This window comes from Leptospira ainlahdjerensis (genome assembly GCF_016919175.1).
In the GTDB taxonomy this organism is placed as follows: domain Bacteria; phylum Spirochaetota; class Leptospiria; order Leptospirales; family Leptospiraceae; genus Leptospira; species Leptospira ainlahdjerensis.
On record NZ_JAFFPU010000018.1, the window covers coordinates 22,187 to 49,165 of the forward strand.

Genomic DNA, 26,979 nt, shown 5'->3' on the forward strand with positions numbered 1-26,979 from the left:
TTATAAGAATTCTCTCAAGGAACCCAATCTGATTTATTAAAATACTTATCTTCCAACTCGCGAAGAACCCCGGAGCGAGTGAGTTCCGAAATGAAAAAATCAAAATTACGAACAAAAACAGGATCGGCGATCGGAAAGGCGGCGCTGATATCTTCCCTCTGAACCTGCTCTAAAAGTGGGCGAAAATTGGAAGCGATCGATTTTTCTTTGAGAAGAATTCCCTTGATATAAAAAGAATCCGCCACAAGACAATTTGCGGTTCCGTTCTTCACGGCTTCCCAGGCGGAAGGAGTGTCTCCGTAGGTAAAGATACGGTTGTTCTTAAAATTCTTGAGAAGGTATTCGTGACGATTGGAAAAAGAACGTACTGCAAAAGTGATTCCGCTTAAGTCTTGTAAGTCGAGAATGTTTCGGAAACTCTGAGTCGTAATGATACTTCCCTCCGGTGGAGGAGGAAGCGCTGTCTTTCGAATCAAGGCCGCAGGTGTAGAAAACAGATAAGCGGAGCTAAATCGAACTTTTTGAGACCTTTCCAAATTGCTTGAGATTCCGGATAACGCGATGTCCGCATCTTTTTTTTTGATCGCTTCCGCGTATTCGGCGAACTCCGGATAAGAAATAAATTTGAATTTTACGCCGAGAAAATCCGCATACATTTTTCCCAATTCATAATCAAAACCGGGAAAACCCTCCTTTGCGTTGGGAACATAAAACGGTTCATCCGCCTGGTTTCCGGCGACTTTCAATTCTCCCTTTTCTAAAATTTCCTTCAACCTCGAAGAATTATAAAACTTGAATATATTTTCTTCCGCATGAATGGAATTCACCGGTATTCGATTCCAAAGAGAAAACGATCCCAGAAAAACCCAAAATAAGATGCGTTTTATTAGAATTTTCCGAAACATTTTAAACTCCTCCTCTTTCCAAAGAAATCCACCGCTCCATTGGAGTTTTCTTTACAGGAGTTCCTACAAAGAGGTTTACGATAGAAAACCATCTCCTCAAAACCCTATATGAAATTTTCCCGGTAAAAAATCCAAAATTTATTTTCCTCTTTATCCACAAAACATGGCGTTTTTTTAAAATCGTGCTCCATCTCAGTCTTGTTGGGATTTCTACCACGGTGTTTTTTCTATAAAATTTTTGATAAAGAGTTTCAAGTCTAAATCCGTTTTTTTATTTTCAGAAAATTCTTTTCGGATCACTCTTTACTCTTTCTAAGAAATATTTTTTTAGAATTTTCAGGTTGAATCGATCTCCGAAGTTTTCTTTTGATCTCGAGCTAACCTAATCCTCGTTCAATTCCTTTATATTTTTATAATATTCTAAACATTCAGGATTACTCAAGGCTTCTTTATTCGTAACGGGCTCGCCTTGTACAGTTCTTTTTACCGCGATCTCCACTTTCTTCATATTGATCGTATAGGGAATATCGGGAACCGGAACGATCTTCGAAGGAACGTGCCTCGGGGAAACCTTGTCTCGAATTTCTTTCCTTAGGGTTTGAACCAAAGAATCTTCCAAAGTTTTTCCGGACGCCATCTTGAGAAATAAAACGATTCTTACGTCTTCTTTCCAATCCTGACCGATGATCACCGAATCGGCGATTTCGGGAAAGGTCTCAATCAAACTGTAAAGATCCGCAGTTCCGATTCTTACACCGCCCGGATTGAGAGTCGCATCCGAACGTCCGTAGACGACAAGACCTCCGTTCTTTTTTAACTCTGCAAAATCTCCGTGACACCAAACGCCGGGGAAAGTTTCAAAATAGGCCGACTTATATTTTTTTCCCTCCGGGTCTTTCCAAAAAGTAAGAGGCATCGAAGGGAACGGTTGTTTACAGACAAGTTCTCCTTTTTCTTCGATCACCGACTTTCCGGATTCATCCCAGATTTCCACATCCATTCCAAGACCTCTGCACTGAATTTCACCCGCGCGAACAGGAAGAATCGGATTGCCTAACGCAAAACATCCGTTGAGATCGGTTCCCCCCGAGATGGAGGAAAGTTGAAGATCCGACTTCCAATTTTGATAGACGTATCGAAATCCGGAAGAAGTCAGAGGAGACCCCGTGGAAAGAACGGCCCTCATCGAAGAAAGATCCAAACCCTTCGGTTGAAATCCCGACTTCTCCAACGTAAGAATGTATTTCGCTCCGACTCCGAAGACGTTGACTTTTTCTTCGGCGGCGACCTGAAAGAGAATCTCCGGACTCGGATGAAACGGATTACCGTCGAACAAAACGACCGTAGCTCCGACCGATAAAGAACTCACGAGCCAGTTCCACATCATCCAACCGCAGGTCGTATAATAAAAGATCCTTTCTCCTTCTTTGAGATCGGTATGAAGAACGAGTTCCTTCCAGTGATTGAGAAGAACTCCCGCGCCTTGCACCATACATTTCGGAAGACCGGTCGTTCCGGAAGAATACATGATATAAACCGGATGATCCATTCCAACCTGAAAAAACTCCGGTTCCGCTCCGAAATTCTCCTGGAGAATACTTTCTAAAAATTGAATATTCTTCTTCGGATAATTTTCCGGCAGGTCGGTCCGAGTTTGATTCTTAAAATGAAGAAATCCGTTTTTATAATCGGAGACGATCACGGCTTCCAAGGAAGGAATCGAGGAAAGAATCTGGGTCAGATTCTCCGTAAGAGAAAGATCCTTTCCCTTAAAGGAATAACGGTCCGTCGTAAATAGGATCTTCGGTTCGATTTGTCCAAAACGATCGAGCACCCCTTTCGCTCCGAAATCGGGGGAACAAGAACTCCAAATTGCTCCGATCGAAGTGGCGGCGAGCATAGCAATCACGGTTTCGGGGACGTTCGGCATGAGCCCGACCACTCGATCTCCGGGATGAACTCCTCTTTTTTTTAGATCTTTGGCGAGAGCTCCCACATAACTCCGCAATTCCGCATAACTGAGTTCTCTTCTGGAACCGTCCTCTCCTCTGTAGATCAGAGCCGGAAAGGAATCCTTTCTTCGAAGAAGATTCTCCGCAAAGTTGAGTTTGGCTCCGGGAAAAAAAAGGGAATCGGTAAAATTCTCGCCTTTTTTGTAAGCGATCTCATAGGTTTTTGAATGAACGAAGCTGGAAAAGTTCCAGATACTTTCCCAAAAAGCTCCTACATCCTCCACGGACCAGGAACGGAGCTCTTCAAAGTTGGCAAACGAGAGCCCTTTTTTTTCTTTTAGAAATTTTTGATAACGGATTAAATTGGAGGATTCGATTTGTTGAGAGGAAGGCGCCCATAGCTCTTGATGCATGAAAAATCTCTATTTTTATTTTTTGGACTCTATTACATTTTTTTCGAAAGGCCGGGTCAACATGAATTTTGATTGAGGAACAAGGACGCTTCTGTAGGTTTAGAAAAAAATAAATCCGAGAAATAGTCCATTGAACTCATTCGAACATATACACACGGCCGAAATCATTCTCATTGCCTCCGGGATTCTTTACACACTTCACGGCCTGATTCACCAATTGATCGTGGGAGCCGCCGTCGGATTCTTCCAATTTCCGGATGAAAGACAGTCTCGTTTGATTCTCATGATGTGGATTACGACCGGGGCGTTTATGAGTTTTTTGGGATTTCTTCCTTCGATTTTAATCTTATTCTACGGTCCACAACCTGCGGTAGTCGCCACCTTGATTACGGAAAACATCGCGATCGGCTTTCTTACCCTGCACATCTTTTTATCTGGTTACAAGACTCACACACAACCGGTGAAGATCGGATTCTTCTTTAGCCTTGGTTTTACGGTCATCCTCGCAGGATATCTTTTCTCTTTGAGATTCTAAACCGGAGAATAGGATCTCTCGTCCAGGAAAGCCTCATTTTTTTTCGGAAAGGAGAAGAATCAAATTTCGTTCCGAGGAAATGCATCTTCGGGTGGAAGCCTCACACGCCCCTGCTTTCAATCGCAAAAAAAATCTGTCGTAAAAACGCCTCCCTAAAACTCGCTCGGGCGCGCCTCTCATCGCATAACCTGACCCACAAGGTGAAAGGAACTGTAACAAGAATCGACCAACAAAGAAAGGTTTTTGTAGGAGTTCCTAGCCGGGAATTTTTACTTGCAAAATTAGAATTTTGTGATAGAGGAAAATCTGCCGTGGTTTTTTCCACCACCCTCCCCTCCACCCGAAATTTGGGTGGGGCCCGCGACTTTCACGGAGGACGTCGGAGTTCCGACAGATTCTCCTTGAGGTTCCAAATTCGCGGGTAAGGATATGCTACGAATGATTTCCCAACTCCGTTGGGAACCAACGGCAACGCTCCGCTGCCTTTTGGCAACATCGTCCCTTACGGGGACGATGTTGGCTCAAAATAGGCTAGGTTTTCCGGGCCTTCGTGGATCACGATTCGATCGACTTTACCGCCCGCAGCATGAACGCTTTCCTTGAGATAGTGATAAAACCATCGGGCGATATTTTCGGAAGTCGGATTGATCTTTTTGAATTCTTCCAAATCGTTGATGAGAATATGATCGAGCTCTCCGACGAGCTCTTTGAGCTTCTGTTTCGAGGTAAGAAAATCAAAACTGATCCCGTCTTCGCCGATGTTCTTTTTTCCAGAGAGAAAGAGTTCCACCTTCCAGGAATGACCGTGGATCGGTTCGTCGGAACCGTCCGGGAAATACCGGTAAAGGTAATGAGAGGATTCAAATCTTTCCTCGATACGAATGTAAAATCTTCCGGTTTCTTCAAAAAACATAGCTCTTGACTTTCTTTCCCAGGTCTATATATTGGAAGCTACTGCACTGGAGAGATGGTTTCGTGAAAGAAACGGGATTTCCAGCCGGTGAATGCACCGTTTAGCAGGAGCAAAATGCTTCGCGAAAATAGTTTCCCTGCGAGTATTTTAGTGATAGGAGATATACAATGACAGAAGTGGTCAAGCCAAGATTTTATAAGGAAATGACAGTGGGTGAAGCCATGTCCGTACACCCGGAAGCGGGGCTCGTTTTTTCAAGCTATCATTTAGGGGGATGTTCCCACTGCTCCATCAACGAACTCGAAACCATCGAACAGGTTTGTATGGGATACGGTGTGGAAGTGGAAGTTCTTGTGGAAAGCCTGAACAACCTCCTCGAAGATTCGGAAGATTAAGATTTTTCCTCCCGGAGATTTTCTCCGGGAATTACTTCTCCTCGTTTTCCAAGTTTTCTTCTCCAGAATTTGTCTTTTTTTTCTCGTTCATTCTTCCCTTTTCCTCAATCCGTTCCACTTTGAATTTCTACGCTTCCGTTCTGGAAACGACTCTTTTCGGAAGGATCGATACCAACACTGATTCGTTCTCTTGAAATCGACGAGAAGTTGCACTTTTTATAATATTCTTTCCTTTCTATAGTTCGCGCTTCGGCTTTGAATTTTGATGAGTGACAGAAATCTATATTCCCGATAGATAAGAATTTAAGTTTTTGATTCTACCTTGAAATTCTATTTTCACTTCCTCCTATGATCACTCAAATTCACTTTTTCAAACGATGGTTCCAATTTCAAAGAATACTCTGGGTTCTCCTGTTTTCGATTTCTTTTTCCACAATCGAAGCTTTTACGATAGAAGTTTTTGTCCCTCTCTGCAACGGAACGCAACTCGCCTGCGGAAAAGGGAAGGCCGGCGATCCTCGTTCCTTGGAAGGAAATTTATATTGGGGAGGCGCTTTCGGAGCGGAAACTTTTTTAAAAAAGGCGTCCGGATTTCGAGTGTTGGAAAGAAAAGACGGAATTTCTTCTTCTCCGATCCTAAGAGATTTAGTGTTAGAAAGGACTCCGAAAAAAGGAGAAACGAAAGTGGTTCTTATCTTACACGCCTATGCGGGAGATAAAATCGACGACGCGTTAGTCGACTTCTTAAACGCTGCGGGCAACTCGAATTCAAATACGGATTTAGTTGTTTGGGCGGGGCACGATCGTCTGATGGATCGATTTCCGCCTGAAATCAAAAGGCTCAAAGCGGCTTCTTCCAAACCCGCCGTTGTGCTCGCCTGTGAAAGTGAAAAGTATTTCGGTCCGGTCCTTCGCTCTTTGTATGTTCCTCAGGTTGCGATGACAAGAACCTTTATGGCCCCGGAAGCTTATCTTTTAGAAGCGTTAGCCGGCACCGTTGCAAAGTCTGGTCTCAAAGATAAAAAGGCGATTCGATCCTCTCTTGTCGCGGCTTATGCGAAGTACCAGAGAATTTCCTCACGCGCCTCCGGAACCGTTTTCTCAAAGGTGGATTAGAGTGAGAATTTTTCGGATGGAATGTAGTAATAACGGGTTCCCGCTTTTCTAAAATAGTTTCGAATCCGACTCTCCTTTCCGAAGATATCCGAATTTTCCAGAGGTTTTAGTCCTTTTCGGAATGTTCCTTCGTTTAGCTGAACAATTTCGCCTAACGCATCAAATCGATAAAATTCCAGGCCGTCTTCCCGTTTGAGCGCGAGGAGGTTCATCGTCAAAAAACTTTCGGTTCGATATTCTTCATCCGAAAGTCCGTAAACGGAAGAGCTCGGAAAAATTCTATGGACAAAACCCTTGTATTCCACCGAATTTTTTCTTCGGTCCAGATCCTTGAGAATCGTATAAGAAGAATGATCCGTAATGAAGTAGATCGTCCCACAACGAAAGGTGATATATTGTTTTCCCTTTTGATTTGTGGAAGAAGGGAGAACAACCCCCGAAGAAATCATATCTCCGGGCGAATAATGATTTCCTGCGATTTTTTCGAGACGGTTCTTAAGTGTTTCGTCTAAGAACTCCACCGAATCCGACCGTTTCATCTTTCCGAGTTGATGAAAGATTCGATCGAATTCGTTTTTTTCGTAACCTTTGTTTTTTACAAAAGTATCCAATTGTTTTTTTAAGGATTTGAGTCGGATCTGAAAGTAAGGAGAATCGTTTTTTCCCGCGATTTGAAACATCTCGTCCCAAAGAGTTTCCAATTCCCGGATCTCGTCCTTTTGGTCGAAGGTCTTCTTTTCGACTTCTTCCAAAATAGTTTCGAACTTATGTTTTAGATCAAAGAAGAATCGAGAGTCTTTAACGGGATCCATAGGAGTATCTTTATTATCGGACGATTCACTGATTTTTCGAGACTTAGAAATTTTCAAAATTCTCGACTGAAGTTCGAGCCTGTCTTAAAATACTTCGTAAAGTTTCGATCGCAATTTCTTTATGAACCGGAACTATCGTAGTCAGGGTGCCAACTTCGGTAGCTTTTATGAATTTTATGTGACTTCCCTTTTGAGAGACTTCTCGAAATCCGGCGGCTTCTAATTTTTTTTTTGACTTCCCGAAATGAGAGCGATCTAAGCGACACTCACTTCGGCCTGAAATTTTTTGATTTCCGGAAGAATCGTAGCAATCGGTGATTTAAAATGTAATTCCATCGCTTCTTTCAAATTGACCGATGCTTCTTCCTCAGCTTCTCCTTGGCTTGCAATATCCACTTCGAGGCACTGAGCAACGAATAAACCTTCTTCTTGCCAAACGCTTGCTGTAAAGGATTGTTTCATATCACTAAAATAGAAACTGATTTGGGAAAATTGTCCAATCTTTTTCCCTTGCGATCCATATCTCCCGACGTGACAACGCAAGGGGACCCTCTCAATAGAGAAAAAATCAGTTTGCGTGTTTGCGACTTTTGATCGAAAGAATAATTCCCACCGCCGTCATGGACATGATTAAGTGTGATCCTCCGTAACTCATAAACGACAAAGGAATTCCGGTCACAGGCATAAGGCCGATCACGATTCCGATGTTGATCGCCATGTGATAGAAAAGAAGCGCAACGATCCCCGAGGCAAGCAAGGATCCGAAACGGTCCTTACTTTCGTAACTGATCTGAAGACCACGTAACGGAATCGAAAATAAAAAGAATAACAAGAATACGGACCCTAAAAATCCGGTCTGTTCCGCCCAAGAGGCAAAGATAAAATCGGTGCTCGCTTCCGGAACGTGCGGAATTCTTCCTTCCGTCATCTCGGCGTTCATCAATCCTTTTCCAAAAAATCTTCCGGAACCGACCGCGGGTTTGGACGCGCGCAGTTGATAACCGGCGCCTTGTTTGAATTCTTCAGGATTTAAGAATGCGGTCAATCGTACGACCTGGTTTTCCCGGAAAGGGACGGTCTTCATCACGACGACCGCAGAAATCAGACTGATCCCCAAGATCCCGAGTGGAATATAATATTGTCTTAATGTTCGACTTCCTCTCGCGATTCGGATTCCCACCATCACAAGACTCGCCAGTAGAAAGATTCCTCCAAAGGTTAATAGCAATTTCTGATTAGAAAAAATCTTAAAGAAAAATCCACCTTCCAACTCAACGACCTGATCCACCGCTTCCCGAAGCGCGTTTAACGTCTTCGGCGTGAGGTTCGCGGCTTTCAGATCTTTTCCGTCGAGCGCGAGCCAGATCTTTCCTCCGAGTCGGTTGACCACCGATAAAAGATCGGTCTTTCCCGTTCTCTGCAAGAAGTCGGTGATATCGTTGATAAGAGTCAGCCTGGAATATTCCACGAACATAGGAATCATCAGAGTGATTCCTCCTAACGTCAAAAGAGATCCTATGTGAAGGATGTCCGCTCCACCGAGAAAGAGCATCGTAAAAAGAATCGGCAAAAAGGAAACCGCGGTTCCAAAGTCAGGTTGCAGAAGAATGAAGATCATAGGAACGATTACGATCACGAACGGAATCGAAAGAACCGCAATATTCTTCATATCCTTTTCTTTCAGAACCATAAACTGTCCCAGAAGGATCACCGTGGATAACTTCGCGAACTCGGAAGCCTGGATCCCGATTGGACCTATTTTCAACCAAGAGCGCGCCCCCCTTCCCGAAGGCAAGTGACCGATCCCGGGAATCAAAGTGATCATCAAAAGAAAAACCGTAAACACATAGATCACAAGCGCATAGGCGCCTAACAATTGATAGTTGATCCGAGAGACGAAATACATGATCACGAGACCGATGATAAAATAAAAAAGCTGTCTATACCATTTCCCCGGTCCGTCTTCGAAGTTGACTTCTTGACTGTAAAGGGTCAACACGCTGCAAAGAACGACGATGACGACGGAGATTACTAAAAAGTAATCTATCTTTTCTATGGACTTATCTGGCTTCAAGAGGTCCCTCCTGTCCTGCCGTCGGCGAAGAAGGCGGAGCTACGTCCTGCGATTTTTTAAACGTTCCCGGAGGAAACGCCGCGTGAAACATTTCTCTCGCGACGGGCGCCGCACCTGCGGCTCCACCGACTCCGTATTCAACGAAAACTACGATTAACACTTGTTCGCTGGCGGGAGCGTTCGCGGGCGCGTAGCCCACAAACCAAGCGTGGTTGGATCCGGAAGCGCCTCTTCTTCTGGTCTGAGCCGTTCCGGTTTTTCCAGCGATGTCCGGGAGAAACGGTTTGTTCAAAACGTAAGCCGCCGTTCCGCTTTTTACGACGAGCTTCAATCCTTCCTTAATCGCTTCCACCGAAGACTGATTGATCGGAATGTCCTTTAAGATCTGAGGAGTTGTCCGATTGATGATGGAGTTGTCCACAGGATCTCGAACCTCGCTCACGACATAAGGTTGATAGATCTGTCCTCGATTGAGAAGACCCATGTAGAACATCGCCATTCCCATCGGAGTAGAAGAAATAAATCCTTGGCCGATCGACAAGTTGATCGTATCTCCGTCGAACCACTTCGTTCCGTATGTTCTTTTTTTCCACGCCGAGGAAGGAACGAAGCCCGTGATCTCCCCGGGAAGATCCACCTTTGACTTACTATCCAATCCGAAAAGTCGAGAGTAGTTCAGAATCGCATCCGACCCGAGTTTGTATCCGAGATTGTAAAAATAAACCGAACAGGATTTTTGAAGCGCGTGTGCGAGATCGTTTGTCCCGTGACCGCCCTTTTCCCAACACATAAAAACTTGATCGGGAACTCCGGCAAAGGTCGACTTCAAAACAAAACTTCCGTTACAAGAGTAGGAAGTCTCGGGAGTATATCCGATCTTGTGTTGGCTTTCCAAAGCCGCAAGAGCGACTAACGTCTTGTATGTGGACGCGGGAGGAAATTTAGATTGAATCGCTAGATTCAAAAAACCGCCGTTGTCTTTGACCCGTTTGAAATGACTGGTTCGATCCGCTTTATTTTTTCCGGAAAGTATGTTTGGATCGTAGCTAGGATTGGAAGCCATCGCGAGAATTTCACCGGTAGCAACCTTGATCGCGATCGCCGTTCCCCTGCTTCCTTTGAGAGCCTTGTGCGCGGCGATCTGAATATCCTTATCAATAGTAAGAACCAAATTGTTTCCGGGAGAAGAATGTTCTACGACTCTTTCTTCTTCGATATTACCTTCGGAACTTCTTTTCTGAATTCTAAAACCGTCCAGACCTCTGAGTTCGGAATCGTATTCCAATTCCAAGCCGTTCTTCCCGAGGAACTGATACGATTTGATTTCGCCGGTGACAAGATCGTCCCGAGTCGGTTTTCCGATATAACCCGTCACGTGTGCGAGAGCGGGCCCCATCTTGTAGATTCTTCTCGGAGACGGAAGAAGAATGATGTATTTGGATATATTATCGAATACTGATATTCTTTCCTGTTGAGCGGTTGTGATTCCTTCCAAAAGAACGATCGGTTTTTTCGACTTTAGGTTTCTGGAGAATCTGGGTTCTATGAGTTCGTCTTCGTAATAGGAAATGGGAATCGAAAGAGTTCTCGCGAATTCGTGGATAAACGCTTTAACAGTCGCAGGATCGTATTTGAAAAGAGAAGTGTTTAAGATCGCATCCAAGGAAGAATAATTGGAAACGAGCGCCATCGAAGTTTCCGGCGTGAGAAAGTTTCGATCAAACATCTGTCCCCTCGCGGCGGGCATAATCTCGCTCTTTCGAACGAACTTCTCCGCTTTGAGTGCGTTGTCCGTTCCGTTGAAGATTTGAAGATTGAAGAGTTGAAAGATAAACGCGGCTAACGTAAAAACGACGAGCCCCGAAAAGATATACAATCGAACGCGGAAATTTCTCTCTAGACGGTATTCCGTCGCGGACTGAGCTCCGCCTAACAACTTACGCGTCCCCCATGTGATCCAACTGGTAGATCCAAGTCAGAGCGTAGAAAAAAGCGGGCGCGATGAGCGCGTTGAAGATCGAAGTAAAGAATAAGGAATAGCTCATATTCTCATGAAAGAAAAGGGAGAATAGATAATACGTCGCAACTCTCGTGATAAACGTGATGAGCAAAGAATAGATCGTGATCGAAAGATAATTCTCGTGATACGCAGAACGTGCAAACTTTCCGACTAAATAACCGATCAGACAAAACGTCAAAGAATGAAGTCCGATCTTGTACGCGACCACGTTCCCGGAAGTGATTTCTCCTCCGAGTCCAGAGTCCGTCAAAAGTCCTCCGAAAAATCCGATCCAAAGACCGTAGAGAGGGCCCCTTCTCAATGCAAAAAATAAAACGAGAAGAATCATAAAGTCCGGTTTGATCGCGGATCCGATCTCGAAAAGATTCGATCCGTTTAAAAAGTGTGCGATCAGGATTCCGACCGCGATAACGAGTTTTTCTAAGATCATTGCAAATCGTCCTCGCTCGGAGGAAGAGCCGGATTTTTCGGAGCGTTCGTCTGCGGCTTATTTCCGTTAGGCGACAATGGGTTTTTGGAAGAATTCTCTTTGAGAATTTTTTCTTCTCCCGGATAATTGAGTTCTCCGAAGTACGGATTTTCGATCGTGATATTTTGTCCTTCCGGCCAAGTTTCGAGCCATTTTTCCGGAAGTTTCAAAAGGATCGTCACACTCTCAAGCATTTCAAAACGAACGAATGGTTTGAGATACGCGCTCTTAAAACTTCCGTTTCGTGGCCCTTCTTCCGTGATCACTCCTACCGGAATTCCCGCCGGAAAAACGCCGCCACCGCCGGAAGTATAAACCGGCTTTCCGATTTTACTCAAGGATTCCGTGTATTGAATCATCTCACTCGGTCCCATCGGATATTCTCCGAAGACTCTTGGATCGATGATGATTCCGCTATCGATATAATTCAAAAGAGCTTCCGTTCCTCTTCCGGAGTTTCCGGAAAGATTGGCCCAAAGATTTGTATCGGGCATCGCAACTCCCATATTGAAGTTGGAGTTGATCAGAGGTTGAACAACCGCGGATCCGCCGGTCACGGCGATTACCTTTCCGACTAACGCTTCTATGATGGCGCCCTTTTGATCGACGGCTCTTGCGGTCACGGGCATATACGGTTTGATTCCCGCGTCCGATCCTTTGTCGATGATGATGGTTCTATAAATGGAGTTCAGACGAACCGATAAAACTTCGGCTTTGAGACTGGAATATTTCTGACGACTCTGAAAGCGAAGTTCTTTGCGAAGGGAATCGTTCTCACGATTTGCTTTTTCCAAATCCTGAGGAAGAAGTTTGTAGTCTTCCATGACCGCGACGCAAGAATCTCTTTCCTTACGGACGGTTTCAAAAGATTCTAACTTATTGTATGCACCTTTGAAAAAGCCACCGAAGGAATCGATGGATCCGGAAACGATATCGCCCACTCTTTGGAAGCTTGCGATTCCTCGAACGATTACGTTACTTCTGAATGTTAGGGAAAGAATGGAGAATAAAACACAAAAGAGGAGTGAGACCGTCTCTTTGCTTCGGCTGAGTTGAAACCATAACATCGAATCTTCTTTTGCACTCCCGGCTTTCGTTCCGGAACAAAAAATCGTTCCGGATTTTTAGGCGCGTTCTTCTTGGAATTTCTTAGCGAATTCCCGGTTTGATGTATTTCAACTCGTCGAGATACTTTCCGGTTCCAAGAACCACACAGGTCAATGGGTTCTCTGCGCGGAAAACCGGAACTCCGGTTTCTTTGGAGAGATAGGTTTCCAGTCCTCGGAGGAGACAACCACCTCCGGTAAGAACGATTCCTCTTTCCACGATATCCGATGCGAGCTCGGGCGGAGTTCTTTCCAGAACTCGTTTGATTCCGTCTAAGATTTCGTCTGTCGGCTCTTTGAGGGCCTTTCTGATTTCGTTGGATTCCAATTCAAGAGTTCTTGGAAGTCCTGAAATCGCGTCGCGACCGCGAACTTCCATCGTCTCCGCTTTCTTTTCCGGATATGCGTTTCCAATCGTAAGTTTGATATCTTCCGCGGTTCTTTCTCCGACGACCAGATTGTATTGGTTTCTGAGATATTTGATGATGGCTTCGTCAAACTCGTCTCCACCCGTACGAATGGATTCTGCGATTACCATTCCCCCGAGAGAGATTACCGCGATTTCAGTGGTTCCCCCACCGATATCCACGATCATGTTTCCCGCAGGTTCGTTGATCGGGATGTTCGCTCCGATCGCCGCGGCCAACGCTTCTTCAATTAAGAATATTTCTCTCGCACCCGCTTGTTCCGCAGATTCACGGACGGCGCGTCTTTCCACCTCGGTGATTCCGGACGGAACTCCGATCACGATTCTCGGTTTTACAAAAGTGGTACGATTATGCACTTTCGCGATAAAATAACGGATCATCTTTTCCACGGTTTCAAAGTCGGCGATCACACCGTCTTTCATCGGACGGATCGCAACGATCTCACCCGGGGTTCTTCCCAACATCCGTTTTGCTTCCTGCCCTACTGCGAGCACCTTTCCGGTCGCCGCGTGAACCGCAACAACCGATGGCTCGGAAAGAACGATCCCTTGTCCTTTCACATGCACCAGTGTATTTGCCGTCCCCAGGTCAATTCCCATATCATTGGAAAACAGGGCATAGAGATTATCAAATATCATTTCGTGTACCTTTCAACCGCGGAGGTTATTTATCTTTATTATCTGTTAAAACCGGGAATTCCTGCAGAACTTTCCTATTTGAACGGTTTCAATAATTTCAACGGTTGGGTTCCCGGCAACTGCAAAACAAAAAAATGAGAAAACAAATTAAGCTGGATTCGATTTTAGCGGGAAAGCAATCTGTTCAACCATGGTTCAGGAAAAACCTCTCGCCGCCATCGATCTAGGCACCAATTCATTCCACATGATCATCGTTCGGGTTCGGGCGAACGGAACTTTTGAAGCCATAGCCCGAGAAAAAGAATCGGTGCGCTTGGGCAATCGTCTGCAAGAAGGCGGAGGCATAGACTCCGAGTCCTTTAAGCGTGGAATCGATTGTCTCAAACGTTTTAAGGTCCTCGCAGAAAACGCCGGAGCCGAGATCAGAGCGGTCGCAACGAGTGCGCTCCGAGAAGCTTCCAATCAGGAAGAATTCCTAGAAGCCGCCTATCAAGAAGCCGGTATATCCATCGATGTAGTGAGCGGTTACGAAGAAGCCCGTTTGATCTACTTCGGCATCCTCCAAGGCATCCCCGTCTTCGATCGTAAGATCATGATGATCGACATCGGCGGAGGAAGTACGGAAGTCCTCGTCGGACACAGAGGGAACATACTCTTTTCAAAAAGTTTTAAGTTGGGCGCGATCCGTCTGACCGAAAAATTCTTTAAAGAAGAAACGTTGTCCAACTCGGACATCCGAAAGTGCAGACTTCATATCGAGGAAATGCTCCTTCCGTTTCGAAAGATTCTCCGAGATTTAAAACCGGATCTTGTTGTGGGTTCTTCCGGGACGATCCAAGCGATCGCAGGAATGATTCTTGCATCGAGAGGGGAAACGGAAGAAATCTCTTTGAACAACTTCGAATTCTCCACATCGGAATTTAAGAAGATGAGAAACCTCATCTTAGAAGCGGACACTTCCAAAAAAAGGGCTAAGATTCCCGGTTTGGACGCGAAACGTTCGGACATCATCGTAGGCGGAACTCTGATCCTCGAAGAAATTTTCGACCTCGCAAACGTACAAAGTCTTACGGTTTCGGAATTCGCACTCAGAGAAGGAATCGTCTATGATACGATTCGAAAATGGGAACACTTTGAAAATACGGAACATTCCAAACACTTGGATGATATTCGTCAAACATCCGTTCACAACTTTATGCGCGCCTTTTCCAGGGACGAAGAATACTCAAGACACGTCGCAGAATTGAGCCTCCAGATTTTCGATCAGTTGAAAGGACTTCACAAACTCGGACAAGAACAGAGGGAACTTTTGGAAGCGGCTTCCTTGCTCCACGAAATCGGACAATCGATCTCTCATTCGGCGTATCACAAACACAGTTATTATATGATTCGAAATTCCGAGATGCTTTTGGGATTTACGTTTTTAGAAATCGAAATCATCGCACTCACGGCGCGTTATCACAGAAAGAATACACCTCGAATCAAACACAGGGAATACAACAGGCTTTCGGAAAAGAATCAAACCCTCGTAAGACAACTCTCCGCGATTTTAAGAATCAGCTCCGCGCTGAATCGAAACCGAGGCGGACTTGTTCCAAACGTTATCTGCAACATCGAAAAAAATCGGATTCGATTCTTATTAAAAACGAGCAAAGGATACGATCCTTCTTTGGAAATCTGGGCCGCCGAAGAACAGAAGTCCGCGTTCGAGGAAACCTACGGTTATTCGGTGGAATTTGCTTCGGCGCCGTAAGTTTGCTGAGTTTGAATTTTGGAAGAATCCTTTGCGAAGATAAAAACTTTCCTTAGAGAAAATAAGAATCCAGGATTGTTAGAATCAATATGATCCTCAAACGCGCATCCTTGTTTCTTCCACCTCTTTCCTTATTCTTGTCCTGTCTTCTGAGTCTCTTATTCATCGAATTGAGAGTATCCATTTCGGGAAAACAAAGTTACGTATTTCTAAAGTGGAATTTGGTCTTAGCGTTGATCCCGGTTTGTATCGCCTACTTTCTACTGTTCTATTATAAAATCCGCAAGAGATCGATCGATTTGATTTTCGTTCTTCTCGTTTTAATCTGGCTCGCTTTTTTTCCCAATTCTCCCTATATCGTTTCCGACTTTATTCATCTCAAACCCAAGCCTGGAATTCCACTTTGGTACGATATCTTGTTGATTTTTTCATTCGCCTGGAACGGACTTTTTTCAGGTTATTTATCGCTTAGAATCATCCACAACGTTTTTGACGATAAATTCAACGCGTTGTTCAATTGGATGTTCGTGCTTACGATCGCTCCCCTCACGGCTTTGGGAGTTTATATCGGAAGATTTTACAGATGGAATTCTTGGGATATCATCACAAACCCTCTGGCTCTTTACGAAGATATGATGGAGATCCTGGTCGGCATCCAAGAGAATCGAAGACTGTTAGGAATTCTGATCCTGATTTCGATCTCGATCTTTTTCGGTTATTTGATCGTCTATTCGTTGACCCGCTTTTCCTCTCATTTTAAGAAAAACGAAACTTAATAAAGAATTTCGATTTCCATTGGTAATAAGATTCTTCGCCGGAAAGGAGGATTCGATGCGAGAAAAAAGCTAAGGTTCTTTAACGAAACTGAGACGGAAACTTGCGGCTCGATCCTTTGATAAATTCAAATCTAGATCTGGAACGAGTCGTTAGAATGGTATGAAGATGATTTCAAATAAAATCGACGATATTGAAATTCTAAGCACCGAATCAGGACTCGTTCTGATTCATAAGAAATTTCGAATCACTTCGATTTTTTTGATCATAATTTTGATTCTTTTTCCGTTCTTCTTGGAAGATGGATTGAAGATGAACTCGCTCTTCGATACGATTCTTTCTTTAACCATTTTTGGGATTCTCGGATTCACAATATATCAAGTCCTTCGCCATTCATTCAGTTCTACGAAAGTAAAAATCGATTCCGAATTTGTCGAAATTCTTCAGAGTCCGTTTCCCAAAAGGCCGACGTTCAAAATTCCAAAACAAAGCATAACACAAGTAGAAATCAAAACGGATTACGAGTCCGAAAGTCCCGCCGAATTTTATTCCATTCTATTAAAGTTGACCGATTCTAAAAAAGTAATCGTGTTTGAAGATTTGAATTCCTGGGAGGAAACCCAGAATCTAAAAAATCGTATCGAAGAAACATTACGAAACATCGTATAAATTTCGAGTTACGAAAGATTGTATTCCTTGCGCTACGATTCTACTTTTTTTAGAAATCGAAACCGACTTCTCCACATCCGCGTCGGCGCGTTGGAATTTCAAAAAAAAGAATGAAGATCCAGAAAATGAGAGTGAACGGATGGAAAGAAATCTTGAATTCCCGCAGTCCAATCAGAAAAATCGTTGAGAACGGATTTCAAATCGTTCCTCAAAGAACATTCAAAATCATGAATTCACCGATCCCCAAAAAAATATCGATTCGAAAAAATAAAAATCGAACCGTTCTTTCTTACGATAAATACGATCATTCTTCCCTCGCATTCATACCGGTTTTGCTTTACGTAATGGGAAGTATCCTCGTGGGAATGATCGACTTCAATTCCTGGGAGGAATTTTTGACCGCAGTCCTCGTCCTTGCAATTCCGAGTTACGGATTATACGTGATCGCGGATCACTCTTTTAATTCCACAAATATCGCGATGGATCCGAATCGTTTTGTCATTTACGATTCTCCGATCCCGACGCATTGCCGGAGAATTTTTAAAAGAAAAGAGATCAGAGGAGTTTTCACCAAAACATACACGATCTCCTCCTCCGATTTTCCGTCTTACGATTATTACAGCGTTTCCTTGGTTCTTTCGGATTTGAAAGAAGTTACGATTCTTCAAAAAATAGCAAGTAAGGTTCACGCAAAAGCCATACAAAAAATTCTGGAAGAGGAATTAAAAATCTCAGAAAAATTCCTCTCCGATCCGGTTTAAAAAAAGCTTCATCCCGTCGGCTTTCCTTTTTTGTCTTCGCAAAACTTACGCCTTCTCTGCTTCGGTGTTTGTTTTTTTCTCCAATCTTCTCGGTTGAAATTTAAGTTGAAATTCGCTCCTAAGCCCGATAGGAGTGAGAGAACGAATTCTTTTTTGAAAGAAGAAAAAAAGATATCTCTTTCTATACTCGGATTTTAAACACCAATTTAAACTAACAAAGGATCAACCAGAGTGAATACGAACGATGTCATGAAAGAATTAGAATCGATGGGCTCCGAAGGAGTCAAAAAAATATTCATCAATCATGGGGCAAAAGAACCGCTTTTCGGAGTGAAAGTCGGCGACCTTAAAAAGCTTCAGAAAAAAATCAAAAAGAATCATTCTCTTTCATTAGAACTTTATAAAACGGGAAATGCCGACGCGATGTATCTCGCGGGATTGATCGCCGACGAAACAGTGATTCAAAAAAAGGACCTCCAGTTTTGGGTGAAAAATTCGAGTTCTCCGATGCTCAGCGAATGTACCGTCGCCTGGATCGCCGCCGAAAGCAAGTACGGATGGGAACTTGCCAAAGAATGGATCGAGTCTCCCAAAGAAAGTATCGCCTCATCCGGATGGAGCACATTGACAAGCCTTCTTTCGATCACGCCGGATGAACAAATCGATTCGAAGGAAATTCAAAAACTCTTAAAGAGAGTCGAATCGAACATTCACCAATCACAAAACAGAGTGAAGTATTGTATGAACGGCTTTGTAATCGCGGTCGGCGGATTTTATCCGAAACTTACCCAAGAGGCATTGAAAGTTTCGAAAAAGATCGGCAAAGTGAACGTTATGATGGGAAAAACCGCGTGTAAGGTGCCGGACGCGGAAGAAACCATTCTAAAAATGAAGAGGATGGGAAAATTGGGAGCAAAGAAAAAAGAAGCTCGTTGTTAAGCGAACCACGAAATGGTCTTCTTGATTCCGGGAATCGGACGAAAAGCCATACCTCGTTTCCATGTCGAAATCCATATTAAAAAACCCTTATCGAACCTTTGATTCCGATTCTTTTTTGGGGACAACCGATTCGATCATTCTGTTTTGTCTAAGACGAGATATTTGGAGATTTCATCGCTTAACAAAGGTGACAATTTTTTCATTCCGCAAGTATTGAGATGTGTGTAATCGCCGAAATCCCCTTCCTGAAATACAGAGCTACCTAATTTCCAAAATGGAATCTCCTCATCTATAAGAATCGATTCCCACTCTGCGGTCTGGGACAAACCTTTCAGACGCGAATCGAAGTCCGGTCGAAAGGGAAGGGAAATTGCCAGAACTGAAATTTCCCGGGACTTGAAATAACGGAACAATTCTTTCCATGCCTTTAAAGATGAGGATCTTGTCTTTTGCAATGCAAGTTCCGCATTTAAGGGCAACGGATGAGGCCGAGAATTGAGAACACAAACTCCGTCATAGGCTTCGTATCGCGCCCAGTCCATGTATCCCTTATTTTTAGAATATTCCAATTTTAGAAACTGATTTCGATCCCAATTTTTGGACCATTTTACGAAAGGATTTCCGGAAACCAAATTCTCCATTTTCCTTTCGGAATAACTGAACTCGTCACCTTCTCCCACAATTTTTACGGAGGTGGACATGGAGGCGTTTAAACGGAGAAATGAAAAAATTCTTCCCAAAAGATAAAATAAACCGGAGGAAAAATTTTTCAGATAAAAATTCTTAAACGTAGGTTCTAAAAAAATCTCAGGTTGAAAGGAGGAATAATTCAAAACAAGGCTTCGATGAGCACTCGCCACATCCATTTCGGATAACGAAAAGACGGAACCGTTCAAGATTACGAGAGCGGGTTTCACTCCGATTTTTTTTTCGAATTCCCGATATCGTAAGAGCATTCCTTCCGGTTGTTCGGAGGGACGAGGCAAAAACCAGATGGGGCGCTTCAACTCGGGAGAGAGTTCCGCTGGATTGATGCCGGAAAGAATCTGACTGTCTCCCAAAAAAACGATCGGAGCCTTCGTTTGCAAATGGGCCGCGCTCGTAAAAAGGGTTTCGTCCATTTGAGAAAGACGATCGTAGAGAAATGAATTTTTCTCCTGAAACGAAACCAAAAGCGGAAACAAACACGTCTGAAAAGCGATGAGAAAGGTTAGAAAAAGGACTCCGGGAAGTATTCTAATTTTATAATTCATAAAATTCAGGACAAAGAATGGCTCTTATCGATCCTTACGGCAGGGAAACTATCAGAATTGAATTTTTTTATTTTCCCGTCCTGCCTCAGCACTCTTCTGCTTCCGTTCTCAAGACTTTTTTGAGACGAATACTTTGTCGGAACAACTGAAAGAAGAGACTTGACAATGTGAGATCGCAGAGTTGTGAAAAATTTCGATCTTCGATTTTGCATCCGTAAAAACATCCTTTTTATGCCCATTCCAACTCAAAACTGAAAGTAAAAAAATTCTTTCTTTTCAAAAATTCCGAAAAGACAAAACAAAACTGCCACTCCCAAGGAAAGTGGGACCCATTGAAAAGGTTTGGTCGTTATTTTTTCCAAAAAGGAATCGGTTCCACCGGAAAAAATCATCCAAGGTTCCACGAGGATCAGGGGGAAAAGCAAAAACAAAAGTTTTCCCGCCAAAACCGGATTCCAATAAACTCCTCCGGCTGCATTCAAAACTAAACTCCAAAGTTCATCCGGAGAATGGACCTGAAACAAAAGTAACCCGAGTGCAAACATCCAAAACGTAAGAAAAACTCCGGATATTCTCAAAGCCCATTCTAAAATTTGAATATTCAAAGGAAGACATCTAAGAACGTATCTTTGAAATAAATTGTATCCTACCACTTGCAAACCGCAGTAACAACCCCAGACGAGATAACCGTAGGTGGCTCCGTGCCAGAGCCCACCGAGAATCCAGACGATCATCAAGTTTAAGTTCTGTCTAAAAACCGAAACTCGATTCCCGCCCAAAGGAATATAGAGATAGTCTCGAAGCCAAGTCGAAAGAGAAATATGCCAGCGTCTCCAAAATTCGGCGGGGCTGGAAGAGATAAATGGAAAATTGAAATTTAACGTTAGACGAAATCCTAGCATTTTTGCGAGTCCCCGAGCCGCGTCCGTATAACCGCTAAAGTCCGCGTAAACCTGAAACGCAAAACAAAAAGCGATCCAAAAAACCATCCCGGGTGCGAGTTCCATTCCTGACTCCATGGCCTTCCCAGTAAAAAGCAAGAGATGATCTCCGATAAAAACTTTCTTAAAAATTCCCCAGAAAAACAAAATAATTCCTGACAAAAATCCGTTTTGTGTGACGGTCCTTTCGTTCTCGATCTGCGGAAGCAGAGAATCCGGTCTTTCGATCGGGCCGGCGAGCAACAACGGAAAGAATAGATCGTAAACCCCGAAACGAATAAAATTGAAACAAGGAAGAATTTTTCCGGATCGAATATCAGAGAGATAACTTATATTGTGAAACGTATAAAAGGAAATTCCCACGGGAAGGAGGATCTCAGGTAGAACTACTCCAGTTTTCGGATATAGAGCGCCTAACGTGTCATTCCAGATGCTCAATAAAAAAAGAATATACTTAAAGAAGATTAAAATTCCGAGATTGAGAGAGATGAGAAGGATAAAAATTTTTCTTTGATTTTCGCCTTTTTCCTTTCCAAGACGGATTCCGCCGGCAAAGTTAAAAGCGATGCAGAACAAAAGGAGAAGGACCATTTCCGGTTTCCAAAAACCGTAAAAGAAAAGTCCCCCGAAAAATAAGAGTCGGTTTTGTCCGAGTTTACCGAAACGAAAGTAGAGAAGAATAAAACAAACAAAGAAGGTGAGAAAATTCAGAGAATTGAATAACATTCTCTCTCATCAGGATTCTTCGAGCAATTCGAGAATTCTTTCCTTTTCCTTCGTATCCGCCGGATAACAAAGAGTATGTTGAATCACGGAAGTTTGAAAGTCTTTCGATCTTCGATCAGCTTCGTTGAGTTTGTTTTTGATCTTTCGGATGAGGATTTGTGTTTCTTCCCTGTCTTTTCCGTCCAAAATGACCGCGTATTTTCCCTGCCCGATTCGATATTGAAAATCGGATTCGGAAAGATTTTCCTGAATCGCTTTCCTGAGTTCTTCGCTGTAAGAGGCGAAAAAACCGGAACCCTTTAGTTTCACCATTCTTGATACATTCTGAACTTTGAATATAGTAAGACTAAAAGAACTTCCGAGCCGAGCCGCCTTTAAGATCATATCCTCGACTTTTTCTTCGACGGGACTAAACGGATCCTTAAAAACCGAATCCCTTTCCTGCACGAGAAGAAGGTTGGAAAAAACGGGGGCCAAAACTTCTGATATTCCAACAGCCGTTTCCCGGTCGCTATCCGTCCAAGGAACTTCGGTTTCGTGTATGATCAACATTCCCACCAACCAGTGAAGATTGATAAACGGAATCACTATAAAATCGGACATGAGCCCTAGTTCATCGTTGGAAAGTTTTTGCATGAGCTCGGGGTGTTTTCTGAAATTTTCGATTCTAAAAACACCGGGGATGTTCGACACGATTCCGACGATAGAACTTTCCAAAGGAAGGGTAAAAGTTCCTACGTGTTCTGGTGTCATTAGATTGGACGCAAAAACGCGGAACTCGTTCTTTGTATGTCCGTCCAAAATCATAAACGTAGCTCTTCTTACTTTCAATTCCTCTTTAAAGGAGGAGATCAATTTGTCGTAGGCTTCGTCAAGTGTGCGGATCGAACCGAAGTCACGTGCGAGCGAGATGATCAATTCATTGGCTCGAATCACCTCTTTGAGATTTTGATTTTCCTGCTGGAGTTGTTCCGTATCGTAAATTCTGTGATACACAGAACCCGCGATTTCTCCGATGATCTTTAAAAATTCCAGATCCTCGATCGTATAGTCTTCGCCGCTGATCGTTTTACTGAGGACGATGATCCCGAAAAAATCGTCCATATATCGAATTGCTACGAGCAGTTCAGCGGAGGACTGTTTTAAAATTTCCCGTTCTTTCGCGGGAAGTGCGGGTTTTAAAAGTTCTTTCGCGTATAACACGGAACCCGCGTTATGCACTGCATGATAGATTTCATCCTCGGAAGAGATTGTCCATTCCTGATTAAAACCTTCTCCTTGATATTCTTCCAAACGGAAGAATTCTTTGTCACCGTTCTTGGAAGAAAAAATTCCGATGGATTCGGCGCCGATCTGGCCCATGATCGAAAAAAGAAGATTTTCAAAGAAGTTTGCGAAATCGGTAGAGACGCCGATCTCTTTACTGATTTCAAAAACCGACATATAGTTTTCTAATTTTTTTCTGGAAGCGATCTGTAGATCGATCGGAGAAGTCGAAAAGTTGGAATCGTCGTCAAAAAGAAAATCCCCTTTTTCCACTGCGGCGGCCTTCGAATCGACTTTAGTCGGCGTACGATTCGCTTCTTGTTCGGCTTCTTTGACCCAGTCGCTAAAAGGATCCTCTTCCAAAACCTCTGGCAATTCCTGTTCTTTCGTTTCCTCTTTTACATTCGAAACCGGGGTCTCCGATAAAACGGGGAATTCTTCCGGAGATTCTTCTCCAAAAAGTTCATCCAAAGAAAAATCGTCTTCCGATTCATTTTCCGTGGAAACCGCGGGTGAAGTAAACGGATTTTCGTCTAACTCGTGTTTAACGGTCCCTTCCGGTTCGACGAGATCCTCGGGAAGATCGAACGACTCGCCTCCGTCGAAAGAATTTTCATTGGTTTCAAACGTAGAATCCGGAAATTCCGCCTGCAAATCCTCCGCTTCGAAAGTGGGAGAATCTCCGTCTAGTTCGGGAAGAGAAAAATCCTCTTCAAAGGAGGAATCCGATTCGAACTCCTCCGCGTGTTCGGCGAGTTCAGGAATCGTGTGTGAATCCAAGATCGGTTCGGAAGAAATCTCGTTCGGCGGATGTTCGCTCCGCATTCCGAGCGCCCGTTGAAAAAAACTTTTTTTACTTTTGAGGGCTTCCGATTTTTTGAGTAACGATTTTTTTTCTTCTGTGGAAGTCCGGGAAGAAGGCGTGCCTGTGGAATCGGATCTTACTAACTTGCTGACCCTCTCCAATAAACCCATTGGTCAAACACCAATTTGTTTCATTAGTTTTTTATAAAGTTCGAAATAATCGGACTGAGAGAATTCACGAATGAGATCGTCCGGAAGATTTCCAAGGAGTTCGTCCAAATACGTCATGATCCGCTTCATCTCTTCTTTCGAAGGAGTGGTTTCTACGCCTTCAGCCGCCGCCGGTTGTGTTACGGTTTGATCCGGAGTCTTACGCAATTCCTCCATCGGAGAAAGCTCTTCTTCGTCCGCATACTCGTCTAAGACGATAATCATTCCGTCGTCTTGAACGGTTTCCGCGGTTGGAACGATCGGAGAGGAAGAATCCGGTTGTGCTAGGGAAACGTCCTCGTCTAACGACCCGAAGGCGTCGAGATCGGATGAAGCGGGAAGTTCTCCCAAGATCTCGTTTAAATCCTCGCCTTCTTCCGTAACTTCCACATCGGAAAGCAGGTTGCCGAGTTCGTCTTCGGACAACGCGATCGGACCTTCGTCTTCTTCCAAAGAGATTTCTGAGGTTTTATCCGTAAGAATATGATCCAGCTCATCGGTGGAAAGTGCGATCGGCTCCTCGTCTTCCAAAGGAACCTCACCGGGTTCCGAAAGAGGTGCGTCCCAATCGATCTCGGAATTTGCTCCTGGAAATTCTCCTTCATTTGCTTCCGCTTTGTCCGTAAGAATATGATCCAGCTCATCGGTGGAAAGAGCGATCGGCTCTTCGTCTTCCAAGGGCACCTCACCAGGCTCGGAAAGAGGTGCGTCCCAATCGATCTCGGAATCCGCACCGGGAAATTCACCTTCCGCACTCGCTTCGGCGTTATCGGTCAGAAGATGATCGAGTTCATCGGTGGAAAGTGCGATCGGTTCGTCCGCGTCTTCTCCGTCCAGGATCGAAGATTCTTTCGGCTCAAAGTCAAAGGAAGAAGAATCCTCCGATTCCGGAGATTCAGTCGATAAAAGATTTCCAAGTTCGTCGTCGGAAAGTGCGATCGGACCTTCGTCCTCATTCTCATCCAAAACCGAAGTTTCGCTCGGCTCAAAATCAAAAGCGGAAGAATCTTCCGATTCGGCGGATTCAGTCGATAAAAGATTTCCAAGTTCTTCGTCAGAGAGTGCGATCGGACCTTCGTCCTCATTTTCATCCAAAACCGAAGTTTCGCTCGGCTCAAAATCAAAAGCGGAAGAATCTTCCGATTCGGCGGATTCAGTCGATAAAAGATTTCCAAGTTCGTCGTCGGAAAGTGCGATCGGACCTTCGTCTTCCAAGGAAGGAACATTCGGAGATTCCAAGGCCGCGTCCAGATCATTCGTAGGCAATTCGAAATCGTCGAGTGAGAATCCGTCATCTTCAACGGAAGCGGTTTCCGACAATTCGCCCAACTCGTCCAGTTCGTTTACGGGTAAAGAAATCAGATCGTCTTCTTCGGAAGTCGGTTCGTCAAACAAGGAATCGGTCTTTTCCTCTTTCAAATCGTTGGAGAGAAGATTTCCCAATTCTTCCTGTGAGAGTGCGATCGGCTCTCCGTCTTCGGCGTCGTCCGATTCCGATACCGAATCGCTCGGCTCAAATGCGAAATCGGAATGATCCGGTAAGGATTCCTCATCCAGTCCGAATTCGTCAGGTCCACCTAAGTCTTGTTCTACGGGGAGGGTAAAAGAATCGTCTCCCCCGAACATGGAACCGGTGTCTTCCGGTAACGTATCGTCGTGCAGAAGATCCGAAAATCCGTCCCCGCTTTCCAGATCTTCCGAACCGGAATCATCCGAGAGAAGATTTCCGAGCTCTTCTTCGGAAAGTGCGATCGGTTCGTTGTCCTCCGATTCCAAAACGGATTCTTCCGGAGGAAGATCAAAACCTCCGTCTTCGAGTGAAACGGATGCAATTTCGTCTGACGCGTCTGCATCCGTTTGTATATGATCCAGTTCGTCGAGAGAAAGGGAAATCGGCTCCTCGTCTTCGGAGTCGAGCGTAAAGTCCGGCATGGAAGAAGCAGATTCCTCTCCACCGATGTTCAACTCGGGAAAAGAATCCAGAGGTTCGTTGGTATCTTCTCCCGAGTTGTCGGCGAGAAGATTTCCCAACTCGTCTTCGGAAAGCGCGATCGGACCTTCGTCATCCGTTTCTGGCTCGTCGTGATGTGTGATAAAATCGGGAAGTTCGTCTTCTTCGTTTGCGCTCGCGGTCGGTTGAATTGAAGGTTCACCCGAAGAACCGAGAATGTCGTCCAGCTCGTTTCCGCTCAAGGAAATCGGTCCGTCTTCGTCAAGATCGTCTAACGTATCCAGGGAAGTGGAACCCCAATCGGTCTTATCGTCGGTTTCTAAAATTCCGTCGAGTTCCGATCCGGAAAGTGCGATTGATTCTTCTTCCCCCGCGTCGGGATGAGAAAAATCCGCGAGAGGAGCTTCCGTCGCTCCGATGGCTCCGAGTTCGTCTTCCGAAAGTGAAATCGGGCCTTCTTCTTCGTTTAAAAAATCGTCTTCGTCAAAAGAAAGATCTCCGTGATCAAGTTCTTCCTGTTGTTCCTCTTCCGTATGGAAGTCTTGTAAGGAGAAGTCGGGCTTGACTCCTTGTAGATCGTCTTCATGAAGAGAGATCGGACCTTCGTCGTCTAAATCCGTTAAACCGAAATCGTCGAGATCGTCCAATTCTTCTCCGAAGCTGATTGCGTCCGGCTCTTCCGTGAGATAGCTATCGAGTTCGGAAAAATCCTGATCGGATGTTTCGTTTTCGTCCGCGGGTATAAAAAAGGAATCGTCGGATTCTAATTGCGAAAGGCTGGATTTGTTCGGTTTTGAGATTTCGCTAATATCTAATAATTTGTCTATTTCCGCATCTATGAGTGGATCGGTTAGTTCCAGATCCAGGGAATCGTCTCCGATGGTTTCGTCAGAAGAATTTTCTTCAGGGTGAAAGGAGAAGTCGTTTTCAAAGCTGCTGGGATATTCTTCTCCGGAACTTGCGACGAGGCTTTCCAACGGATCCACTTCCATCGATAGGTCGTCTAATCCGCTCGTGGAAGCGGAATCCGGTTCACCGGAAGCGAGCATGGAATCGATATCATCGAATTGTAATTCGTCCATACCTGAATCCTGGTCTCCTCCACCGGGGGAGTTATCGTCCTTTATCATTTCGTAGTCTTCCGCCATCTTCCTAA

Annotated in this window: 22 protein-coding genes and 1 pseudogene; 8 read left to right on the forward strand and 15 right to left on the reverse strand. The window is 44.3% G+C overall.

Annotated elements, in window-relative coordinates:
• Positions 1–14 precede the first annotated feature (14 nt).
• Both JWG45_RS04605 and JWG45_RS04610 read right to left on the reverse strand, forming a co-directional pair.
• On the reverse strand, positions 15–905 hold the full coding sequence (locus tag JWG45_RS04605; protein ID WP_205278613.1) for a substrate-binding periplasmic protein: 891 nt from the start codon (positions 903–905) through the stop codon (positions 15–17).
• A 382-nt stretch (positions 906–1,287) separates the two neighbouring features.
• Positions 1,288–3,270: an acetoacetate--CoA ligase gene (locus JWG45_RS04610; protein ID WP_205278614.1), complete on the reverse strand. Its 1,983-nt coding sequence runs from the start codon at positions 3,268–3,270 to the stop codon at positions 1,288–1,290.
• A 130-nt stretch (positions 3,271–3,400) separates the two neighbouring features.
• Here JWG45_RS04610 and JWG45_RS04615 point away from each other — a divergent pair, with 130 nt between their 5' ends.
• Positions 3,401–3,805 (forward strand): hypothetical protein, encoded by a 405-nt coding sequence (locus JWG45_RS04615; RefSeq protein WP_205278615.1) that lies wholly within the window; start codon positions 3,401–3,403, stop codon positions 3,803–3,805.
• Positions 3,806–4,307: 502 nt separating this feature from the next.
• Here the strand turns inward: JWG45_RS04615 and JWG45_RS04620 are convergent.
• Complete coding sequence (locus JWG45_RS04620) at positions 4,308–4,718, reverse strand: 6-carboxytetrahydropterin synthase (RefSeq protein ID WP_205278616.1); 411 nt, start codon at positions 4,716–4,718, stop codon at positions 4,308–4,310.
• Positions 4,719–4,885: 167 nt separating this feature from the next.
• Here JWG45_RS04620 and JWG45_RS04625 point away from each other — a divergent pair, with 167 nt between their 5' ends.
• Positions 4,886–5,113: a DUF1858 domain-containing protein gene (locus JWG45_RS04625; RefSeq protein ID WP_069607990.1), complete on the forward strand. Its 228-nt coding sequence runs from the start codon at positions 4,886–4,888 to the stop codon at positions 5,111–5,113.
• A gap of 348 nt (positions 5,114–5,461) precedes the next feature.
• Positions 5,462–6,229: a hypothetical protein gene (locus JWG45_RS04630; protein ID WP_205278617.1), complete on the forward strand. Its 768-nt coding sequence runs from the start codon at positions 5,462–5,464 to the stop codon at positions 6,227–6,229.
• Here the strand turns inward: JWG45_RS04630 and JWG45_RS04635 are convergent.
• The 8 genes and pseudogenes from JWG45_RS04635 to JWG45_RS04670 all read right to left on the reverse strand — a co-directional run bounded on the left by JWG45_RS04635 (position 6,226) and on the right by JWG45_RS04670 (position 13,776).
• A complete protein-coding gene (locus JWG45_RS04635) occupies positions 6,226–7,041 on the reverse strand; it encodes a hypothetical protein (protein ID WP_205278618.1) in 816 nt (271 codons plus the stop codon). The genes JWG45_RS04630 and JWG45_RS04635 overlap by 4 nt on opposite strands.
• 43 nt (positions 7,042–7,084) lie before the next feature.
• Positions 7,085–7,307: pseudogene (locus JWG45_RS22475) on the reverse strand (type II toxin-antitoxin system HicA family toxin).
• Positions 7,297–7,437 carry an antitoxin HicB gene (locus JWG45_RS04645; RefSeq protein WP_456298541.1) on the reverse strand — a complete coding sequence of 47 codons (141 nt, stop codon included), beginning with the start codon at positions 7,435–7,437 and terminating at the stop codon, positions 7,297–7,299. The pseudogene JWG45_RS22475 and the gene JWG45_RS04645 overlap by 11 nt, the downstream one beginning before the upstream one ends.
• A 172-nt stretch (positions 7,438–7,609) precedes the next feature.
• Positions 7,610–9,115, reverse strand: a complete 1,506-nt coding sequence (gene rodA, locus JWG45_RS04650; protein WP_205278620.1) for a rod shape-determining protein RodA — start codon at positions 9,113–9,115, stop codon at positions 7,610–7,612.
• Entirely contained in the window at positions 9,102–11,051 is a 1,950-nt protein-coding gene (gene mrdA, locus JWG45_RS04655) for a penicillin-binding protein 2 (RefSeq protein ID WP_205278621.1), read from the reverse strand. The genes rodA and mrdA overlap by 14 nt, the downstream gene beginning before the upstream one ends.
• Position 11,052: 1 nt before the next feature.
• A complete protein-coding gene (mreD, locus tag JWG45_RS04660) occupies positions 11,053–11,565 on the reverse strand; it encodes a rod shape-determining protein MreD (protein WP_118970288.1) in 513 nt (170 codons plus the stop codon).
• Positions 11,562–12,671: a rod shape-determining protein MreC gene (mreC, locus tag JWG45_RS04665; protein ID WP_205278622.1), complete on the reverse strand. Its 1,110-nt coding sequence runs from the start codon at positions 12,669–12,671 to the stop codon at positions 11,562–11,564. The genes mreD and mreC overlap by 4 nt, the downstream gene beginning before the upstream one ends.
• An 82-nt stretch (positions 12,672–12,753) precedes the next feature.
• Complete coding sequence (locus JWG45_RS04670; protein WP_010574148.1) at positions 12,754–13,776, reverse strand: rod shape-determining protein; 1,023 nt, start codon at positions 13,774–13,776, stop codon at positions 12,754–12,756.
• 190 nt (positions 13,777–13,966) lie between these two features.
• Here JWG45_RS04670 and JWG45_RS04675 point away from each other — a divergent pair, with 190 nt between their 5' ends.
• From JWG45_RS04675 to JWG45_RS04695, 5 genes are all read left to right on the forward strand, one after another.
• On the forward strand, positions 13,967–15,529 hold the full coding sequence (locus JWG45_RS04675; RefSeq protein WP_205278623.1) for a Ppx/GppA phosphatase family protein: 1,563 nt from the start codon (positions 13,967–13,969) through the stop codon (positions 15,527–15,529).
• Between the two features lie 89 nt (positions 15,530–15,618).
• On the forward strand, positions 15,619–16,305 hold the full coding sequence (locus tag JWG45_RS04680) for a DUF1361 domain-containing protein (RefSeq protein ID WP_205278624.1): 687 nt from the start codon (positions 15,619–15,621) through the stop codon (positions 16,303–16,305).
• A 166-nt stretch (positions 16,306–16,471) separates the two neighbouring features.
• Entirely contained in the window at positions 16,472–16,972 is a 501-nt protein-coding gene (locus JWG45_RS04685; RefSeq protein ID WP_205278625.1) for a hypothetical protein, read from the forward strand.
• A gap of 227 nt (positions 16,973–17,199) precedes the next feature.
• Complete coding sequence (locus JWG45_RS04690; RefSeq protein ID WP_205278626.1) at positions 17,200–17,733, forward strand: hypothetical protein; 534 nt, start codon at positions 17,200–17,202, stop codon at positions 17,731–17,733.
• A gap of 249 nt (positions 17,734–17,982) precedes the next feature.
• Positions 17,983–18,672 (forward strand): DNA alkylation repair protein, encoded by a 690-nt coding sequence (locus JWG45_RS04695; RefSeq protein WP_205278640.1) that lies wholly within the window; start codon positions 17,983–17,985, stop codon positions 18,670–18,672.
• A gap of 134 nt (positions 18,673–18,806) precedes the next feature.
• Here JWG45_RS04695 and JWG45_RS04700 read toward each other — a convergent pair whose 3' ends face one another.
• From JWG45_RS04700 to JWG45_RS04715, 4 genes are all read right to left on the reverse strand, one after another.
• The gene (locus JWG45_RS04700) at positions 18,807–19,925 is read right to left on the reverse strand and encodes a hypothetical protein (protein WP_205278627.1); all 1,119 of its coding nucleotides are present in this window, start codon (positions 19,923–19,925) and stop codon (positions 18,807–18,809) included.
• Positions 19,926–20,170: 245 nt separating this feature from the next.
• A complete protein-coding gene (locus JWG45_RS04705; protein WP_205278628.1) occupies positions 20,171–21,592 on the reverse strand; it encodes an MBOAT family O-acyltransferase in 1,422 nt (473 codons plus the stop codon).
• Between the two features lie 9 nt (positions 21,593–21,601).
• Positions 21,602–23,833 carry a GAF domain-containing protein gene (locus JWG45_RS04710; protein ID WP_205278629.1) on the reverse strand — a complete coding sequence of 744 codons (2,232 nt, stop codon included), beginning with the start codon at positions 23,831–23,833 and terminating at the stop codon, positions 21,602–21,604.
• A 3-nt stretch (positions 23,834–23,836) separates the two neighbouring features.
• Complete coding sequence (locus tag JWG45_RS04715) at positions 23,837–26,971, reverse strand: midas domain-containing protein (RefSeq protein WP_205278630.1); 3,135 nt, start codon at positions 26,969–26,971, stop codon at positions 23,837–23,839.
• Between the last annotated feature and the right edge of the window lie 8 nt (positions 26,972–26,979).

What these genes read in the sequence shown, in the direction of transcription:
- JWG45_RS04605 (WP_205278613.1), bottom strand. Translation starts at nt 905, where the DNA reads ATGTTTCGGAAAATTCTAATAAAACGCATCTTATTTTGGGTTTTTCTG.
- JWG45_RS04610 (WP_205278614.1), bottom strand. Translation starts at nt 3,270, where the DNA reads ATGCATCAAGAGCTATGGGCGCCTTCCTCTCAACAAATCGAATCCTCC.
- JWG45_RS04620 (WP_205278616.1), bottom strand. Translation starts at nt 4,718, where the DNA reads ATGTTTTTTGAAGAAACCGGAAGATTTTACATTCGTATCGAGGAAAGA.
- JWG45_RS04625 (WP_069607990.1), top strand. Translation starts at nt 4,886, where the DNA reads ATGACAGAAGTGGTCAAGCCAAGATTTTATAAGGAAATGACAGTGGGT.
- JWG45_RS04630 (WP_205278617.1), top strand. Translation starts at nt 5,462, where the DNA reads ATGATCACTCAAATTCACTTTTTCAAACGATGGTTCCAATTTCAAAGA.
- JWG45_RS04635 (WP_205278618.1), bottom strand. Translation starts at nt 7,041, where the DNA reads ATGGATCCCGTTAAAGACTCTCGATTCTTCTTTGATCTAAAACATAAG.
- mreD (WP_118970288.1), bottom strand. Translation starts at nt 11,565, where the DNA reads ATGATCTTAGAAAAACTCGTTATCGCGGTCGGAATCCTGATCGCACAC.
- mreC (WP_205278622.1), bottom strand. Translation starts at nt 12,671, where the DNA reads ATGTTATGGTTTCAACTCAGCCGAAGCAAAGAGACGGTCTCACTCCTC.
- JWG45_RS04670 (WP_010574148.1), bottom strand. Translation starts at nt 13,776, where the DNA reads ATGATATTTGATAATCTCTATGCCCTGTTTTCCAATGATATGGGAATT.
- JWG45_RS04675 (WP_205278623.1), top strand. Translation starts at nt 13,967, where the DNA reads ATGGTTCAGGAAAAACCTCTCGCCGCCATCGATCTAGGCACCAATTCA.
- JWG45_RS04680 (WP_205278624.1), top strand. Translation starts at nt 15,619, where the DNA reads ATGATCCTCAAACGCGCATCCTTGTTTCTTCCACCTCTTTCCTTATTC.
- JWG45_RS04685 (WP_205278625.1), top strand. Translation starts at nt 16,472, where the DNA reads ATGATTTCAAATAAAATCGACGATATTGAAATTCTAAGCACCGAATCA.
- JWG45_RS04690 (WP_205278626.1), top strand. Translation starts at nt 17,200, where the DNA reads ATGAATTCACCGATCCCCAAAAAAATATCGATTCGAAAAAATAAAAAT.
- JWG45_RS04695 (WP_205278640.1), top strand. Translation starts at nt 17,983, where the DNA reads ATGAAAGAATTAGAATCGATGGGCTCCGAAGGAGTCAAAAAAATATTC.
- JWG45_RS04700 (WP_205278627.1), bottom strand. Translation starts at nt 19,925, where the DNA reads ATGAATTATAAAATTAGAATACTTCCCGGAGTCCTTTTTCTAACCTTT.
- JWG45_RS04705 (WP_205278628.1), bottom strand. Translation starts at nt 21,592, where the DNA reads ATGTTATTCAATTCTCTGAATTTTCTCACCTTCTTTGTTTGTTTTATT.
- JWG45_RS04710 (WP_205278629.1), bottom strand. Translation starts at nt 23,833, where the DNA reads ATGGGTTTATTGGAGAGGGTCAGCAAGTTAGTAAGATCCGATTCCACA.
- JWG45_RS04715 (WP_205278630.1), bottom strand. Translation starts at nt 26,971, where the DNA reads ATGGCGGAAGACTACGAAATGATAAAGGACGATAACTCCCCCGGTGGA.